The following is a 17,190-nucleotide window of genomic DNA, read 5'->3' as shown; positions in this document are numbered from 1 at the left end:
TAAAAGCAGACTTGTTATGAAACGAAATACTCAACTTAATATACAACGTTTAGCCGGTGGCGTTATAGTTCCGGTGTTACTCGCTATCGCCGGTTGCGGGAAATCATTTCTTGATGTGCCGCCACAGGGGCAGCAGCCCAGCGAGCAGTTCTGGAAAAATGAAGGAGATGCCACCAAAGCGGTAAATGCTATTTACGCAAACTTACGCGAATGGAAACAGGTAGGTTTTGCCGCTATCGCAATAGAAAGCCTGGGCTCCGACGATGCGGAAAAAGGAAGTAACGCAGCAGATGCCAGCTTCCTCAATAAATACGACGATTTCTCAGTGACAGCTACGGAAGGCCAGATCCTTGATTTCTGGAAATCGCAATACCAGGAAATCAATTTCTGTAACCAGGTGCTGGATAATATTCCTGCCATCAATATGGATGAAGCGCTGAAGAACCGCTACCTCGCAGAAGCTAAATTCGTACGTGCGTATGCGTATTTCCGCCTGGTGCGCGCTTTTGGTGATGTGCCGCTGCGTTTGAAGGTACCGGTAAATGCCAGTGAGTATAACCTGCCAAGAACGCCGCAGGCTGAGGTATGGGCCGCAATAGAAAAAGACCTGACGGAAGCCGCAGCGGTACTGCCGCCGGCTTATCCCGCTTCAGATGCAGGACGGGCTACCAAAGGCGCTGCCCTGGCGCTTCACGCAAAAGTAGCCATGTACCTCAAAAAGTGGCCGGATGTGCTCAATTATACCAACCAGGTAATGGGATTGGGATATACGCTGTTTCCCAACTACGAACAGCTGTTCCGTATCCCCAATGAAAATTCAAAGGAATCCGTTTTTGAGATCCAGTGCCAGCTGATCCTGAACAGTAAAGATGCATCTAATTCCCAATACTCGCAGATCCAGGGAGTGAAAGGTGTTGTAGGCGGCGGATGGGGTTTTAATGTGCCTACACAAAGCCTGGTAAATGAGTATGAAGCCGGTGATCCCCGTAAAGATGCCACCATCATTTTCAGGGGAGAAACCACACCGGAAGGGGATCTGATCCCACCCACCGGCGATAACCCAATGTTCAACCAGAAATCGTATGTGCCTTTCCGTTTGTTTGTAACGGGCTATACCGAAGGAGCAGATCAGAACGTCCGCGTGATCCGTTATGCGGAAGTGCTGTTGATGAATGCAGAAGCGGCTAACGAACAAGGCAATACAGCCCAGGCGCTTACCTCGCTGAATGCGGTAAGAGCCCGCGCACGCGGTGGAAACGCTGCTATCCTGCCGGATGTAACTACTACCAATAAAGATGCATTACGCAATGCTATATGGCATGAAAGAAGAGTGGAGCTGGCCATGGAAAACGATCGCTACTTTGATGTGATCCGCCAGGGAAGAGGCGCCGCCGTATTTGGGGCTAAAGGCTTTACGGCAGGGAAAAACGAAGTATGGCCTGTTCCCCAGGATGAAATTGATATCAGCGCAGGCATACTTACACAAAATCCGGGTTATTAATCTCTAATACAACTACTATGAACTTCAGATATCAATCATACCTACTGCTGGCAGCTATCACGTTGTTTGCATCATCCTGCTATAAAAAGTTTGATGCGGACAGTTATAAGCCGGCATTGTCGATCGGTGGCTATACCTCCGCTTCGGAAGTAGCGCCTGGCAACCTGGTGGCTTACTGGGGATTTAATGGCAGCCTCACCGACAGCGTTTCCAAAACCAGCTGCGACAACCACGGTACCTCCTTTACCACCGGTATTAAAGGTACTGCGCTCAAAGGAGCGGATAAAGCATACGCCTTATTCACACCGGGAACATCTATCACGGGCCTTAAAGCGTTTACCATAACGCTGTGGGTAAATAACCCACAGAACACCGCCGGCATTGTACAACTGCTAAGCCTCAGCAATACGAAAAGCTTCTGGGGCAACATCGATATCTTCTTCGAAAACGGTAGCACAGATACCAAAGCAGTGTTGAAAATGCACGTGGCCAGCTCGCATGGCGAAACATGGCTGGGCAATTATGAGGTACAGAACGTATGGGGAAAATGGACCAACTTCGGCCTGTCTTATAACGGGGTGGATTCCTTTAAAGTGTATGTAAACGGCTTGAGAATTGCCACACAGGTGGTAACAGGCGGTGGACCATTGCAGTTTCTTAACCCAGGTAAAATGGTGTTTGGCACCTCGCAGTTCCAGACCGTTCCCAGTCTTACTTCCGAAGCTACTGCACAGGACTGGGCCAGCTACCTCACCGGCGGTCTCGATGAAGTGAGGATCTATAATAAAGCATTGGAAGAAGCAGAAGTAGGCGCCCTCGTAAAACTGGAAGGCCGGGGAAAATAATTTTTATATGAGATGGATAGCTTGTTTATTAATGATAATAACAGCAGGCTGTAGTAAGGGCGGGGGCGACAATACGTCGCCTCCGCCCGTTACGCCGCCCTCGTTCAGTTTTCAGTCGCTGAGCGTGGATAGTGTATCTGCGGGGTTTTCCTATTATGGCACCACCACGCAGCCCGCTATCAGGATTGCCTTTTCCGACGCCGTGCTGCGTAGCTCTGTTGCCACAGCCTGTTCCTTTACCGGCAGTAATGGCAACGTGCCATACAATGTTACATGGGAACATGGCGATAGTACCATCGTGTTAAAACCCGTAGCGCCGCTGTCTAACCTTACCGCCTATACGGTAAATGCAGGTGTTGGCCTGCTTTCTGTAAAGAATAAAAAACTTCAGACAGCCGTATCCCTTTCGCTGGTGACAGCTATTGATACTACGGATAAGTTTCCCCGTATCTCAGATGATGCGTTGCTTACACTGGTACAGCAACAAACTTTTAAATACTTCTGGGATTTCGGTCACCCGGTGAGCGGCCTGGCCAGGGAAAGGAATACCAGCGGGGAAACTGTTACCTCCGGTGGCTCAGGCTTTGGTATTATGGCCATTATTACCGGTATTGAGCGCCACTTTATTACCCGCAGCGAAGGGCTGGCGCGCATACGGCAAATAACCGCTTTCCTTGGTACAAAGGCAGCGCGCTTTCACGGCGCTTTCCCACATTGGCTCAATGGCAGCACCGGCACAGCTATTCCCTTCAGTGAAAAGGATAACGGGGCCGACCTGGTAGAAACTTCCTACCTCATCCAGGGCCTGTTGACCGCACGCCAGTACTTTAAAAATGCCGATATAACGGAAACGCAGCTACGAAATGATATCAACGCCATTTGTAATGCAGTAGAATGGAACTGGTTCAGGAAAGATAATGCCAATGTGCTGTACTGGCACTGGAGCAACGAGTATAAGTGGGACATGAACATGCCGGTAAGAGGATGGAACGAATGTCTGATCACCTACATTCTCGCTGCATCTGCGCAAACGCCTGTACCAAAAGCTACTTACGACAGCGGCTGGGCAAACAACGGCGCTATGCGTAATAATAATTCCTACTATGGCATCAGGTTGCCGCTGGGCCCTGCTTTGGGTGGACCGCTGTTTTTTTCCCATTATTCCTTCCTGGGTATCAATCCCAGAGGATTAAAGGATGCCTATGCAGATTATGAAGAACAGGTGGTGAATCATACCCGCATCAACTATGCTTACTGTGTAGCCAACCCGGGAAATAACTATGGCTATGGCGCGGATTGCTGGGGGCTCACTGCCAGTGATATCCCCAACGGCTATACGGCCAGTTCGCCCACCAATGATGCAGGCGTGATTGCACCCACTGCCGCATTGTCGTCCTTTCCGTATACGCCGCAGGAATCCATGCGGGCGCTGAAATTCTTTTATTACAAACTGGGTGATAAGATATGGAAGGAATACGGTTTTACAGATGCTTTCTCGTTGCAGCATCTTTGGTTTGCGGGCTCCTTCCTGGCTATCGACCAGGGCCCGGTGATAGTGATGATAGAAAACCATCGCAGCGGGTTGTTATGGAACCTGTTAATGAGCTGCCCGGAAATAAAAACCGGTATGCGTAATCTGGGCTTTACCAGCCCTCATCTTTAAAAGAAAGAAAAGAAATGAAGTATATACTGTATATCAGCTGTTTGTTTTTCCTGTTGCAGCCCGTTATGGCGCAAAAGAAAAAACCTGTTGCCCGCCAGCAATTATCGGACGACCAGTTGTTGGAACTGGTACAAAAAGAAACCTTCCGTTACTTCTGGGATTTTGGTCACCCGGTATCTGGTATGGCGCGGGAACGCAGCAACAAAACATTTGATTATGGCGATGAAGTAGTTACCACCGGCGGTACAGGCTTTGGCGTAATGGCTATTATTGTAGCGGCAGAACGTAAATGGATCACCCGTGAAGCAGCTGCTGAACGGCTGCTGAAAATAGTGAACTTCCTCCGTAAGGCGGATGCCTATCATGGCGTTTTCCCGCACTGGCTGAATGGCGCTACCGGCAAAACGATCCCCTTCAGCCGTAAAGACGATGGAGGCGACCTGGTAGAAACATCCTTCCTGTTCCAGGGGCTGCTCTGCGCCCGCCAGTATTTCAATAACGACTCTCCAACGGAAACGGACCTACGTAATAAGATCAACTGGACCTGGAATGAAACAGAATGGAACTGGTACACACAAGGTGGCCGCAACGTGTTATACTGGCACTGGAGCCCCAACAATGGCTGGAGCATGAACCATGAAATAAAAGGCTGGAATGAATGCCTGATCACCTACGTACTGGCCGCTTCTTCTCCACGTTATTCCATTAACCCGGAAGTGTATCACCAGGGTTGGGTGAATAATATTTTTTTCAGGAACGACCGCACTTTTTATGGCATCAAACTGCCGCTGGGATTTGATTATGGCGGACCGCTGTTCTTCTCCCATTACTCTTTCCTGGGGCTGAATCCCCATGGATTGAAAGACCGTTACGCCGATTACTGGGAACAGAACCTGCATCATACGTTGATCAACCGCGAGCACTGCATACGCAACCCGAAAGGTTTTAAAGGATATGGCGCCAACTGCTGGGGCCTCACCGCCAGCGATACCTATGATGGTTACAATGCACATTCGCCGGAGAACGACTGGGGCACTATTACGCCCACAGCAGCCCTGTCGGCTTTCCCATATACGCCGGAATATTCCATGCAGGCGCTGAAGCATTTTTATTATGACCTGGGAGATAAGATCTGGACGGAATATGGTTTTTCAGATGCCTTCAATGAAAGCAAACAATGGTATGCGGATTCACACCTGGCGATAGACCAGGGCCCCATTATTGTGATGATAGAAAATTATCGGTCAGGGTTGTTATGGAAGCTGTTTATGAGTTGCCCGGAAGTGAAGCAGGGATTGAAGAAACTTGATTTTCAAATTACAGAAAAATAGTGGTGATGAAAAGATGGATATATGCGCTGATGGTGATGTTAATATGCATGGATGCAAATGCACAAACTACCTATTGCAATCCCGTGAATATCGATTACGGTTATTGTCCTATTCCCAACTTTACTACCTGGGGAAAACACCGCGCTACCGCCGATCCGGTGATCGTAAACTATAAAGGCGACTACTACCTGTTTTCTACCAACCAATGGGGATACTGGTGGAGCCCCGATCTGCTTGACTGGCATTTTGTGGAACGGAAATTCCTGAAGCCATATCATCATGTATACGATGAATTATGCGCTCCCGCGGCCTGGGTAATGGGCGATACATTATTGGTGTTCGGCTCCACCTACACCAGCGATTTTCCCATCTGGATGAGCACTGATCCCAAAGGCAATCAATGGAAGGAAGCGATAGACTCATTGCAGATAGGCGGCTGGGACCCGGCCTTTTTTGCAGATGATGATGGACGCCTGTATATGTACAATGGCAGCAGTAACCGCTACCCGTTATATGGAGTGGAAATGGATCGTAAAACCCTGCAGCCAAAAGGCACGCGTAAGGAAATGTACCTGCTGGAACCGGATCGCTATGGCTGGCAGCGGTTTGGGGAAAACCTGGATAATACTTTCCTGGATCCGTTTATTGAAGGCGCCTGGATGACAAAACACCACGGTAAATATTACCTGCAATACGGCGCGCCGGGAACAGAGTTCAGCGGCTATGCCGATGGGGTAGTGGTGGGTGATCATCCGCTGGGGCCATTTACCCCACAGGCGGATCCTGTTTCGTATAAGCCTGGGGGTTATGCCCGCGGAGCCGGCCATGGCGCCACGTTCCAGGATAATAAAGGTTTCTGGTGGCATGTATCTACCATGGTTATTTCCGTGAAAAACAGCTTCGAGCGCCGTATCGGTTACTGGCCTGCCGGCTTTGATAAGGAAGATGTGATGTTTTGCAATACCTCCTTCGGAGATTACCCGCACTATATTTCCCGGGGTGCAGATACCAGCGCTTTTGACAACGCAGGATTCACCGGCTGGATGCTGCTGAATTACAACAAGCCGGTTACTGTATCTTCCGTATACGGCGGGTACCTTCCCAACAATGCAGTGGATGAAAGCATAAAAACGTACTGGAGCGCCGCTACCGGTAATAAAGGTGAGTGGATACAGACAGACCTCGGTAAAATAAGCCGGGTAAATGCAGTGCAGGTGAATTATGCGGACCAGGACGCACCTTTTTTGGGTAAACAAACGGATATTTATCACCAGTATATACTTTGGTTTTCGGAAGATGGAAAACACTGGAAGATGCTGGCAGATAAAAGCAAACAACGGAAAGATGTGCCCCACGATTATGTTGAGCTGGCAAAGCCGGTACAGGCACGTTATATCAAAATGGAAAACATCCATATGCCCGGTGGAAAATTTGCAATCAGCGGGTTAAGGGTATTTGGTAATGGCAACGGAGCGGTACCGGATACGGTGAAAGATCTGCTGGTGCTTCGCACGGAGAAGGATAAACGAAGCGCATGGATCAAATGGTCACCGGTAGATAATGCATATGCGTATAACATCTATACCGGTACTTCTCCGGATAAATTGTACAGCTGCATCATGGTGCATAACAACAACGACTATTACTTCAAAGGAATGGATAAAGACCGCCCCTATTATTTCTGTATAGAGGCCATTAATGAAAACGGCGTATCAGCCAGGACAAAAGTGATAAAATCAGAATAAAACAAACAGCATGAAACATACACGTACCCGTTTAAAAAGCGCGCTTGCGGCAGCGGTATTGCTGGCTGCAGGCCAGGTACAGGCGCAAACTCCGGCGGCAAAAATGAATGCCTTCATTAATACGCTGATGGGAAAGATGACGCTGGAAGAAAAGATCGGCCAGCTTAACCTGCTTACGCCAGGCGGTGGCGTGGCAACCGGCGCTGTGGTAAGCAGCGATGTGGAGACAAAGATCAGCAAAGGCAATGTGGGCGGTTTGTTTGGAGTGATTGGCGTAGAAAAGATCCGGCAGGCGCAGGAGCTGGCGGTTACCAAAAGCAGGCTTAAAATTCCGCTGATCTTTGGATCAGATGTGATCCACGGATACAAAACCACATTTCCTATTCCGCTGGGATTATCGTGCAGCTGGGACCTGCCGCTGATTGAGCGCAGCGCAAGACTGGCAGCAACAGAAGCCAGTGCCGATGGCCTTTGCTGGGTATATTCCCCTATGGTGGATATCGCCCGCGATCCGCGATGGGGCCGCGTAGCAGAAGGCTCCGGGGAAGATACTTACCTCGGCTCAAAAATAGCCGCCGCCATGGTGCATGGCTACCAGGGAAAACAGCTGGGCGATAAAAACAGCGTAATGGCCTGTGTAAAACACTTCGCCTTATACGGCGCCGCGGAAGCAGGCCGGGATTACAATACCACCGACATGAGCCGTATTAAAATGTACGAATATTATCTGCCTCCTTATAAGGCTGCTATAGATGCCGGCGCCGGTAGTGTAATGACTTCATTCAACGAAATAGACGGTATCCCGGCCACAGCCAATAAATGGCTGCTTACAGACCTGCTCAGGAAGCAATGGGGCTTTAAAGGTTTTGTGGTAACCGACTACACCGCTATCAATGAAATGATGGATCATGGTCTTGGTAACCTGCAAACCGTATCAGCGCTCGCACTAAAAGCAGGAGTGGATATGGACATGGTAGGCGAGGGCTTTATTGGCACGCTACAGCAATCGCTTAAAGAAAACAAGGTTACACTGGCTGAAATTAACGATGCCTGTCGCCGTGTGCTGGAAGCAAAATATAAGCTGGGCCTGTTTGATGATCCTTACCGCTACTGCAATACTGCTACCGCTGACAGAGAGGTGCTGAGCGCCGATAAAAGACAGGCCGCAAGGGAACTGGGCGCACGTTCCTGCGTGCTGCTGAAAAATGACCGGCAAACATTACCCCTGAAAAAATCGGGCACTATTGCATTGATAGGACCGCTGGCCAATAACAAAAGCAATATGCTGGGTACCTGGGCAGTGAGCGGCGATGCAACCACATCGGTACCTGTGCTCGATGGCATGAAGCAGGTGGCTGGCAGCGGTGTGAATATCCTTTACGCCAAAGGCGCCAACATCAGCAATGATACGGGCTTTGCAAAGAAAGTAAATGTATTCGGGGAGAGGATTGATATTGATGCCCGTACACCGGAACAGCTGCTTACAGAAGCGGTTACTACCGCTGCTAAGGCAGATGTGGTGGTAGCAGTGGTGGGTGAGGCCTCCGAAATGAGCGGGGAAGCCGCCAGCAGGTCGGATATTGGTATCCCGGAAAGTCAGCGTACACTGCTCGCCGCACTGGCGCAAACCGGCAAACCATTGGTGGTAGTGGTGATGAGCGGAAGACCATTAACGCTCGCTACTGAAAATGAGCAGGCTACCGCTTTGCTGGAAGTATGGTTCCAGGGCCACGAAGCCGGTAACGCTATTGCCGATGTGCTCTTCGGAAATTATAATCCTTCCGGAAAACTCACCATGAGTTTTCCCCGTAATGTAGGACAGATCCCCATCTACTATAATTATAAAAATACAGGCCGCCCTCAACCGGAAGGCCCTACACAGAAATTCCGCTCCAACTACCTGGATGTGCCCAATGATCCGCTGTTCCCTTTTGGATACGGGTTGAGCTACACTACATTTAAATACGAGGGGCTTACGCTCAGCGCCAGCAAAATAAGCGGTGGCAAAACCATAGATGTGGCATTTAAGCTCACTAACACCGGCGCCTATGCCGGCGAAGAAATTGTGCAGCTGTACCTGAGAGACAGGGAAGCTTCCGTTACCAGGCCGGTAAAAGAACTGAAGGATTTTCAGAAGATAAAACTGCAGCCGGGAGAAAGTAAAACCATTCATTTTACGATCGGCAAAGAAAAACTGTCGTTTTTTAACAGCCAGCTGCAATGGGTGGCCGAGCCAGGTACATTCGATCTTATGATTGGCGCCTCCTCTGCCGATATCAGGTTGAAAGACACATTTGAGCTGCAATAACTGCCTTTATTTTTATTACTGGTTAAACAAAAGCAGGGTCGCCCGCAAGGGCGGCCTTCGCTTTTTCAGGTACCTGCAAAAACCGCGGCTGAAAGCTTATATTTGAGAACAGACTTTAAGCGATTTTTATATGGAACCCATCACTGCAATTCAACTGAAAAATATTCCTTCCCTGAAGGAGGTGCCGCTGGAACAGCTGCAGTGGCTGATTTCCCAATCCGAAGAAAAACTGGTGCCGGAAGGGGAGCTGCTGTTTAAAGCCGGCGACCCGGTAATAGCTACCATCATCCTGATTTCCGGAAAGGTGCGTATCTCCGCCACCGTCAATGGCCATTACCGGGAAATTGTGGAGCTGAACGACGACAACATCACCGGGTGGCTTCCTTTTTCCCGCGTGAAGAACGCCATGGGAAACGGTCTTTGCCTGAAAGATACCCGGGTGCTGATTTGCCCGGCTGAAAAGATTAAAGCGCATATTGAACAACATTATGAGCTAACGGAAGCGTTGGTGCATATCATGACCACCCGCGTAAGGGAAACCACTTCTTCCCAGCAGCAGAATGAAAAAATGATGGCGCTCGGAAAGCTGTCGGCCGGACTGGCCCATGAACTGAACAACCCGGTAGCCGCCATCTGCAGAAGTTCTGATAAATTGTTTGAGAATATCAGCCATATCCCCGCCATATTTAAAGAAATGGCAGCATTGTGCCTGTCGCAGGAACAGGCTACAGCCATTGTGGATAACCTGCAGCAGTGGTGGGCCAACAAACCAACGAAGGCATTGTCCGTACTGGAACTTTCCGATAAAACGGCTGCTATCGAAGACTGGCTCGACACCAAAAACATCTCCCGGGTAGAAATAGCGGAAATACTGGCGGAATACGGTGTAGAACCCGCTGCATTGGAGGATTTCAGCCGTTTGTTCGACCCCGCGCACCTGGATGTGATCTTCAGCTGGATAGACGGCGCACTGGAAGCAAACAGGATGGTGGGCGACCTGCAGATCTCTTCAAAAAGAATTTCCGACCTGGTGAGCGCCGTAAAAAGATATACTTATATGGACCAGGAACCGGACAAACAGTTTATCGATATTCATACCGGTATCCGCAACACGCTCACCATGCTGGACTACCGGTTCAGGAAAGGCAACGTGGAAATAGTGGAAAACTTTGACGCCTCGCTGCCAAAAATAAAAGCCCTGCCGGGAGAACTGAACCAGGTATGGACCAACCTGGTGGATAATGCGCTGGACGCCATGGAACCCAACAAACAAGGACGGCTGGAAATAGCCACCACAAAGGACCGGCAATGTGTGCATGTTACTATTACCGACAACGGGCCCGGTATCCCGGAAGAAATACAATCGCGTATATTTGAACCATTCTTTACAACAAAAGACCTGGGAAAAGGGACAGGGCTGGGGCTTGATGTGGTAGCACAGATTGTACAGCGTCATCGCGGATCTGTGAAACAAACTTCTGTACCAGGTAAAACAATTTTTACCATTTCATTTCCCATAGAGAATAATTAACGAAGAAGATATGAGCTTGCCAATAATATTTGTGATAGATGATGACAGACAGGTACTGAATGCCATCACGCAGGACCTGAAATCCTATTACCGCAAATCGTACCGGATCTTAAGCACGCTTTCTGCCAACGAAGCGTTACAAAGCCTGGTAGAACTGAAAAACAGGAACGATACTGTAGCTATATTTATTTCCGATCAGCGGATGCCGGAAATGGAAGGCGTTGATTTCCTGCAACAGGCCATGGAAATATTTCCGGCCGCCAAACGGGTGTTGCTTACTGCTTACTCTGATACCAATGCAGCTATAAAAGCCATTAATGAATTACGGCTGGATTATTACCTGCAAAAGCCCTGGGATCCGCCGGAAGAGAAGTTGTATCCTGTTATCAATGATCTGCTGGAAGACTGGCAAACCAATTACCGGCCTGAATTCCAGGGGATCAAAGTAATAGGTTTTCCTTTTTCGTCTGATGCTTACCGCATTAAGGAGTTCCTGGCGAGCAACCTGATCCCCTACCATTCTATTGATGCAGGCAGCGATGAAGGGAAGTTGCTGTTGCAGCTGAATAACCTTGAGCTATCCGCATTACCGGTAGTGATACTGGAACAGGGAGAAGTAATGCCTTCCCCGGCCATCATTGATCTCGCCGCGAAAATAGGATTGAATCCCACGCTTAAAAACGAGATCTATGATGTGGTGATCATCGGTGCAGGACCTGCGGGATTGGCCGCTTCTGTATATGGCGCGTCTGAAGGATTGAAAACATTGCTGATAGAACGGCATGCGCCGGGCGGACAGGCAGGTACCAGTTCCCGTATTGAGAACTACCTGGGCTTTCCGTCAGGGCTGAGCGGTGCGGAGCTTACCCGCCGTGCTATTACACAGGCTACAAGATTTGGTACAGAATTTTTATCGCCGCAGTCGGTGAAGGAAATCAAGCTGAAAGCAGATTATAAAATCGTTTGCCTGGAAAACGGTACAGAAATAAATGCAAGGGCAGTAGTGATCACTACGGGAGTGGATTACCGTAAACTGGACACTGCGGGAATTGCACAGTTCACCGGTGCAGGTATTTACTATGGTGCAGCTACTACGGAAGCTGCTTCCTGCCGCGACCGTAGCGTGTATATATTGGGTGGCGGCAATTCTGCCGGCCAGGCAGCCGTGTACCTGTCGAAGTTTGCAAAGGAAGTATTTATTTTGATCAGGAAGGAAAACCTGAACGCTACTATGTCGTCTTACCTGATAGACCAGATCAGTGCGATCGCCAATATCACGATCCTGAACAATAGTGAAATAGTGGAAGCATCGGGCACCGACCGGCTGGAGAAACTGAAAATAGAAAACCTGCAAACCCATGAAGTAAAAGAAGTACCTGCAGATGCGTTATATATTTTTATAGGTGCAAAACCTTATACCGAATGGCTGGGAGATCTTATTATCAAAGATGAAAAAGGCTATGTGCAAACCGGGCGGGAAATGAAATCGTTTGATTATTTTGGTAAACTCTGGAAGCTGGCGCGTGATCCATATTTACTGGAAACCAGTTGTCCCGGCATTTTTGCGGCCGGCGATGTAAGGTCCGGCGCTATGAGTCGCGTGGCCTCCGCTGTGGGGGAGGGTTCTATGAGTATTAGCCTGGTGCATAAGTACCTGGCGGAAGTTTAAAATATTTTTTTATGGCTTTATGTTCACACCTTGAAGCAATTACTGAAGTAAAAGTAAGCAGTGATCATGTTTGCGAAGAATGTATAAAGCATCATGGCAAATGGCTGCACCTGCGTACCTGTCAGACCTGCGGCGTTACACTTTGTTGCGATGATTCGCCTTCAAAGCACATGACGCAGCATTTTCATGAAACGGATCATCCGGTAGTGGCTTCGGCAGAACCGGGAGAGCGGTGGTTATGGTGTTATAAGGATGGGGAGGTGGCGGAGTATTAAAAATAACCAGGAGGAAGGCAATGGTCTTCCTCCTACACTACCGTTACTTTCACGCCCATATCTTCCATCTTTTTAACAACATGTTCTGATATACCGCTATCAGTAATTACCTCGTCTATTTCTTCCAGGGAGCAAATGCGCCCGAAACCTCTTTTGCCAAACTTACTGGAATCGGCCAGTACAATGGTTTTCTGGGCAGTGGCCATCATTTTCTGGTTGAGATGCGCTTCCATAATATTAGTGGTAGTAAGACCAAACTCCAGGTCAATACCATCTACACCGAGAAATAACTTACTGCAGGAAAAATCTTCCAGTATCTTCTCCGCATAAGATCCTGTTACAGAAGTAGAGCTGTTGCGCAGATGCCCGCCAAGCTGGATCACTTCGATGTCGGGCCGGCGAAGCAGTTCCAGCGCCACGTTCAGCGCTCCCGTAATAACGGTAAGGTGCCCTTTGGGCTGGATGTTTTTTGCCAGCGCCTGTACAGATGTGCCGGATGCAATGATGATGGCATCGTTTGGTACTATCAGCCCGGCGGCGGCATGCCCTATCAATTGTTTTTCTTCCCGGCGTATATTCTCTTTTTCATTCACCGGTTTATCCATCGTATATGGATTATGAATCGTAGCGCCTCCGTGTGAGCGGAACAACAGCGACTTATCCTCCAGCAGCTTCAGATCTTTTCGTATAGTCACTCCCGATACATCCAGCTCCTTACATAGCTCCAGTACATTAACGTATCCTTTCTCGTGCAATTTGCCGAGAATAAACTTATGACGTTCTGCAATATTGATCATAGACATATCAGATAAAAGTAACGTATTAAAATGTTTTGGCGCGGGATCATCTGAAAAAATCCTGCTTACAAATATCCTCGATTTTTGTTTCAATTTATTAAATATCGTTACATATTTATAGCATAATATCCTTCGTTTTTATCCCGGAAAATTAAATATGAAATAAAAAGAAAGTTATAGATATATAATAAATATATGTATATTAATTGTAAATGAGATGATTGTATTTTTCATTTTATTTCTTTTCCGTTCATCAATAACTTTTTCTGCTTTTTCATTTTATTTTATACTTTGGTTTCAAATTATTTCTTTTTGTTTTTATTAGTATTGTGGGGAAATTAAATGAAACTAATTAAAAGTCATGCAGCAATAAAATGAAAAGAATTGAATCAATCAGGCAATTAAGGGAAGCAGGTGAACAACCATGGGATCTTATCATTATAGGCGGCGGCGCTACCGGTCTTGGTATAGCCATGGATGCCGCCACCAGGAATTACCGCACATTGTTACTTGAGCAGGCCGACTTTGCCAAAGGTACTTCCAGTCGCAGTACCAAACTGGTGCACGGAGGAGTAAGGTACCTGGCGCAGGGCGATATTGCCCTGGTACGGGAAGCCCTGTACGAAAGAGGGCTGCTGCTGAACAATGCCCCGCACCTGGCCCACAACCAGCAATTCATTATCCCTCAGTATAACTGGTGGCAAGGCCCCTTTTATACTATCGGCCTGAAGATCTACGACCTCCTGTCGGGAAAACTGAGCCTCGGGCGCTCCAGGCATATCAGCAGGAAAGAAGTCATTAACCGGCTGCCTACCATCCGCAGGGAAGGACTGAAAGGAGGTATTGTTTATCACGATGGCCAGTTTGATGATGCACGCCTTGCGGTAGACATTGCACAAACTGCCGCTGAAAACGGCGCCGTACTGCTTAACTATTTCAAGGTAAACGGTCTTCTTAAAAATAATGCAGGCAAAATAAGCGGCGTACGCGCACAGGACCTGGAAACAGCTGAAACGTTTACGTTGCACGCCAGAACAGTGATCAATGCGACCGGCGTATTTGTAGATGAAGTATTGCAACTCGACAACCCGGCTGCGCCAAATATGGTGAAACCCAGCCAGGGTGTGCACCTGGTGCTGGATCCTTCTTTCCTCAACAGCAAAAGCGCTATCATGATCCCCAAAACGGATGATGGCCGCGTATTATTTGCAGTGCCCTGGAATAACAAAGTGTTGCTGGGCACTACCGATACGCCACTGGATGAGCACAGCATGGAGCCCATCGCCCTGGAAGAAGAGATCAGCTTCATCTTAAATACCGCCGGTAAATATCTTGACCGTCCGCCTGCACGCGAAGATGTGCTCAGCGTGTTTGCCGGGTTACGCCCGCTGGCAGCGCCACAAAAGGAAACAGGCAGCACAAAGGAAATTTCCCGCAGCCATAAAATCCTCGTAGCACCATCTGGGCTTATTACCATCACCGGCGGTAAATGGACCACCTTCCGCAGGATGGCAGAAGATACCGTAGACCAGGCCATTAAAACAGGGGGACTGGTACCTGTGGGTTGCAAAACAAAATCGCTGCATATCCACGGCTATCAGCAACAACCTTCTGCAGCTGCACCACTGGATATATACGGCAGCGATGCGGCCAGGATCCAGGCTTACATTTCCCTGAACCCGGAAATGAAAGAACAACTGCATCCACGCCTGCCATACCTCAAAGCACAGGTGATCTGGGCAGTGAGAAATGAAATGGCCCAAACCGTGGAAGATATACTGGCCCGGCGCTTACGCGCACTCTTCCTGGATGCGCAGGCCGCTATTGACCTGGCGCCTGCTGTAGCCGCAATGATGGCCGTTGAAATGAACAAAGACATGGCATGGCAACAAAAACAGGTAAAGGATTTTCTGCAGGTAGCACAACATTACCTCCTGAAGAATGGAACTACTTATAAACAACTGAAGGTTACGGTATAGACTAAACGAAAAGAAACATCCACGTAAACATCCACGTAGAAAAAGAAAAACATGATCAGATACATTATGGCAATGGATCAGGGCACAACCAGCTCGCGGGCCATTATCTTCGACAAAGCAGGCGCGGTTATTTCCACGGCGCAGAAAGAATTCACACAACTGTTTCCACAACCCGGATGGGTGGAGCATGATCCGGCTGAAATATGGAGCAGCCAGATCGGCGTAGCTACGGAAGCTATGGCAAAAGTAGGCCTGGAAGGCGGTAACATCGCGGCCATAGGGATTACCAACCAAAGGGAAACTACCCTGGTATGGGACCGTGAAACCGGTAAGCCGGTGTATAATGCCATCGTTTGGCAGGACAGGCGCACGGCCACTTTCTGCGATGAGCTGAAAGCAGCCGGCAAAGAAACCCTGGTACGCGAAAAAACAGGACTGGTAATAGACGCTTATTTCTCCGGAACAAAAATCAGGTGGATCCTCGATAATGTGCCCGGGGCACGGGAACGCGCCAACGAAGGCAAACTGGCCTTCGGAACAGTGGATGCCTGGCTGATCTGGAACCTTACCCACGGCGCCGTACATGCAACCGATATCACTAATGCTTCCCGTACCATGCTGTTTAATATCCACACCCAGGCATGGGACCATGAACTGCTGGCATTGCTCGATATACCTGCATCCATGCTGCCGCAAGTAAAGCAGTCGAGCGAAGTATGCGGTGAAACCGCTCCCGGTATCTTTGCTGTGCAGATCCCCATTGCAGGCATCGCCGGCGATCAGCATGCCGCTCTCTTCGGGCAGATGTGCACCGCTCCCGGCATGGTGAAAAACACCTATGGCACCGGCTGTTTTATGCTCATGAATATTGGTGAAACACCCATCATCAGCAAAAATAATCTCCTTACTACCGTGGCCTGGAAAGTAAACGGGCAGGTACAATATGCGCTGGAAGGCAGCATCTTCATTGCAGGAGCTATTGTGCAGTGGCTCCGCGACGGGCTGGGTATTATCAGGGCCTCTTCTGAAGTGGAAGCGTTGGCCGCCAGCGTGGAGCAAAACGATGGGGTATACCTGGTGCCCGCATTTGCAGGACTGGGCGCCCCGCACTGGGACCAGCACGCACGCGGCACATTGGTAGGTATGACACGAGGCACCAACGCAGCCCATATTGCACGCGCCGCTTTGGAAAGCATCGCTTATCAGACCATGGAAGTACTGAATGCCATGGAGGCAGATGCCGGTATCAGCATTAAGGAATTAAGGGTAGATGGCGGGGCCACCGGTAATAACCTCCTCATGCAGTTCCAGGCAGATATCCTGCAGGCGAAAGTAGTGCGCCCCGGTATTACAGAAACAACCGCTCTTGGCGCTGCTTATCTCGCCGGACTGGCCACCGGTTACTGGCAGAACCTGGAAGAAATTGCCAGCCAGTGGAAAATGGAAAAGAGCTTCTCTCCAAAACTGGAACAGGAACAAAGACAGGAATGGATCAACGGATGGAACCGTGCCGTAAACGCTGCAAAAGCATGGGCTCACCAATAAA

General features: G+C 49.0%; 12 protein-coding genes. 11 read left to right on the top strand and 1 reads right to left on the bottom strand.

Annotation, left to right across the window (positions count from 1 at the left end):
- The first annotated feature begins 16 nt into the window (after window positions 1–16).
- From VIM72_RS07670 to VIM72_RS07630, 9 genes are all read left to right on the top strand, one after another.
- Window positions 17–1,501, top strand: a complete 1,485-nt coding sequence (locus VIM72_RS07670; protein ID WP_332002251.1) for a RagB/SusD family nutrient uptake outer membrane protein — start codon at window positions 17–19, stop codon at window positions 1,499–1,501.
- A 17-nt stretch (window positions 1,502–1,518) separates the two neighbouring features.
- The gene (locus tag VIM72_RS07665; protein ID WP_332002250.1) at window positions 1,519–2,346 is read left to right on the top strand and encodes a LamG-like jellyroll fold domain-containing protein; all 828 of its coding nucleotides are present in this window, start codon (window positions 1,519–1,521) and stop codon (window positions 2,344–2,346) included.
- A 7-nt stretch (window positions 2,347–2,353) separates the two neighbouring features.
- Entirely contained in the window at window positions 2,354–4,009 is a 1,656-nt protein-coding gene (locus tag VIM72_RS07660) for a glucoamylase family protein (protein WP_332002249.1), read from the top strand.
- A 14-nt stretch (window positions 4,010–4,023) separates the two neighbouring features.
- Entirely contained in the window at window positions 4,024–5,340 is a 1,317-nt protein-coding gene (locus tag VIM72_RS07655) for a glucoamylase family protein (protein WP_332002248.1), read from the top strand.
- A 5-nt stretch (window positions 5,341–5,345) separates the two neighbouring features.
- Complete coding sequence (locus VIM72_RS07650; protein ID WP_332002247.1) at window positions 5,346–7,085, top strand: family 43 glycosylhydrolase; 1,740 nt, start codon at window positions 5,346–5,348, stop codon at window positions 7,083–7,085.
- Window positions 7,086–7,095: 10 nt separating this feature from the next.
- Complete coding sequence (gene bglX, locus VIM72_RS07645) at window positions 7,096–9,393, top strand: beta-glucosidase BglX (RefSeq protein WP_332002246.1); 2,298 nt, start codon at window positions 7,096–7,098, stop codon at window positions 9,391–9,393.
- Between the two features lie 130 nt (window positions 9,394–9,523).
- Window positions 9,524–10,924 carry an ATP-binding protein gene (locus VIM72_RS07640; protein ID WP_332002245.1) on the top strand — a complete coding sequence of 467 codons (1,401 nt, stop codon included), beginning with the start codon at window positions 9,524–9,526 and terminating at the stop codon, window positions 10,922–10,924.
- 10 nt (window positions 10,925–10,934) lie between these two features.
- A complete protein-coding gene (locus VIM72_RS07635) occupies window positions 10,935–12,593 on the top strand; it encodes an FAD-dependent oxidoreductase (protein ID WP_332002244.1) in 1,659 nt (552 codons plus the stop codon).
- An 11-nt stretch (window positions 12,594–12,604) separates the two neighbouring features.
- Complete coding sequence (locus VIM72_RS07630) at window positions 12,605–12,868, top strand: UBP-type zinc finger domain-containing protein (protein WP_332002243.1); 264 nt, start codon at window positions 12,605–12,607, stop codon at window positions 12,866–12,868.
- Window positions 12,869–12,900: 32 nt separating this feature from the next.
- Here the strand turns inward: VIM72_RS07630 and VIM72_RS07625 are convergent, their stop codons facing one another.
- Window positions 12,901–13,671 (bottom strand): DeoR/GlpR family DNA-binding transcription regulator, encoded by a 771-nt coding sequence (locus VIM72_RS07625; RefSeq protein ID WP_332002242.1) that lies wholly within the window; start codon window positions 13,669–13,671, stop codon window positions 12,901–12,903.
- A gap of 368 nt (window positions 13,672–14,039) precedes the next feature.
- Here VIM72_RS07625 and VIM72_RS07620 point away from each other — a divergent pair, with 368 nt between their 5' ends.
- Complete coding sequence (locus VIM72_RS07620) at window positions 14,040–15,644, top strand: glycerol-3-phosphate dehydrogenase/oxidase (protein WP_332002241.1); 1,605 nt, start codon at window positions 14,040–14,042, stop codon at window positions 15,642–15,644.
- 51 nt (window positions 15,645–15,695) lie between these two features.
- Window positions 15,696–17,189 carry a glycerol kinase GlpK gene (glpK, locus tag VIM72_RS07615; RefSeq protein WP_332002240.1) on the top strand — a complete coding sequence of 498 codons (1,494 nt, stop codon included), beginning with the start codon at window positions 15,696–15,698 and terminating at the stop codon, window positions 17,187–17,189.
- The last annotated feature ends 1 nt before the right edge of the window (window position 17,190 follow it).

Origin of the sequence: Chitinophaga sp. (assembly GCF_036569185.1) — a bacterium.
Classification (GTDB): domain Bacteria; phylum Bacteroidota; class Bacteroidia; order Chitinophagales; family Chitinophagaceae; genus Chitinophaga.
Note: the sequence above shows the minus strand (reverse complement) of the source record. Positions and strands in the feature narration are given on the sequence as shown.

What these genes read in the sequence shown, in the direction of transcription:
- VIM72_RS07665 (WP_332002250.1), top strand. Translation starts at nt 1,519, where the DNA reads ATGAACTTCAGATATCAATCATACCTACTGCTGGCAGCTATCACGTTG.
- VIM72_RS07625 (WP_332002242.1), bottom strand. Translation starts at nt 13,671, where the DNA reads ATGTCTATGATCAATATTGCAGAACGTCATAAGTTTATTCTCGGCAAA.
- VIM72_RS07670 (WP_332002251.1), top strand. Translation starts at nt 17, where the DNA reads ATGAAACGAAATACTCAACTTAATATACAACGTTTAGCCGGTGGCGTT.
- VIM72_RS07660 (WP_332002249.1), top strand. Translation starts at nt 2,354, where the DNA reads ATGAGATGGATAGCTTGTTTATTAATGATAATAACAGCAGGCTGTAGT.
- VIM72_RS07620 (WP_332002241.1), top strand. Translation starts at nt 14,040, where the DNA reads ATGAAAAGAATTGAATCAATCAGGCAATTAAGGGAAGCAGGTGAACAA.
- VIM72_RS07640 (WP_332002245.1), top strand. Translation starts at nt 9,524, where the DNA reads ATGGAACCCATCACTGCAATTCAACTGAAAAATATTCCTTCCCTGAAG.
- VIM72_RS07635 (WP_332002244.1), top strand. Translation starts at nt 10,935, where the DNA reads ATGAGCTTGCCAATAATATTTGTGATAGATGATGACAGACAGGTACTG.
- glpK (WP_332002240.1), top strand. Translation starts at nt 15,696, where the DNA reads ATGATCAGATACATTATGGCAATGGATCAGGGCACAACCAGCTCGCGG.
- VIM72_RS07650 (WP_332002247.1), top strand. Translation starts at nt 5,346, where the DNA reads ATGAAAAGATGGATATATGCGCTGATGGTGATGTTAATATGCATGGAT.
- VIM72_RS07630 (WP_332002243.1), top strand. Translation starts at nt 12,605, where the DNA reads ATGGCTTTATGTTCACACCTTGAAGCAATTACTGAAGTAAAAGTAAGC.
- bglX (WP_332002246.1), top strand. Translation starts at nt 7,096, where the DNA reads ATGAAACATACACGTACCCGTTTAAAAAGCGCGCTTGCGGCAGCGGTA.
- VIM72_RS07655 (WP_332002248.1), top strand. Translation starts at nt 4,024, where the DNA reads ATGAAGTATATACTGTATATCAGCTGTTTGTTTTTCCTGTTGCAGCCC.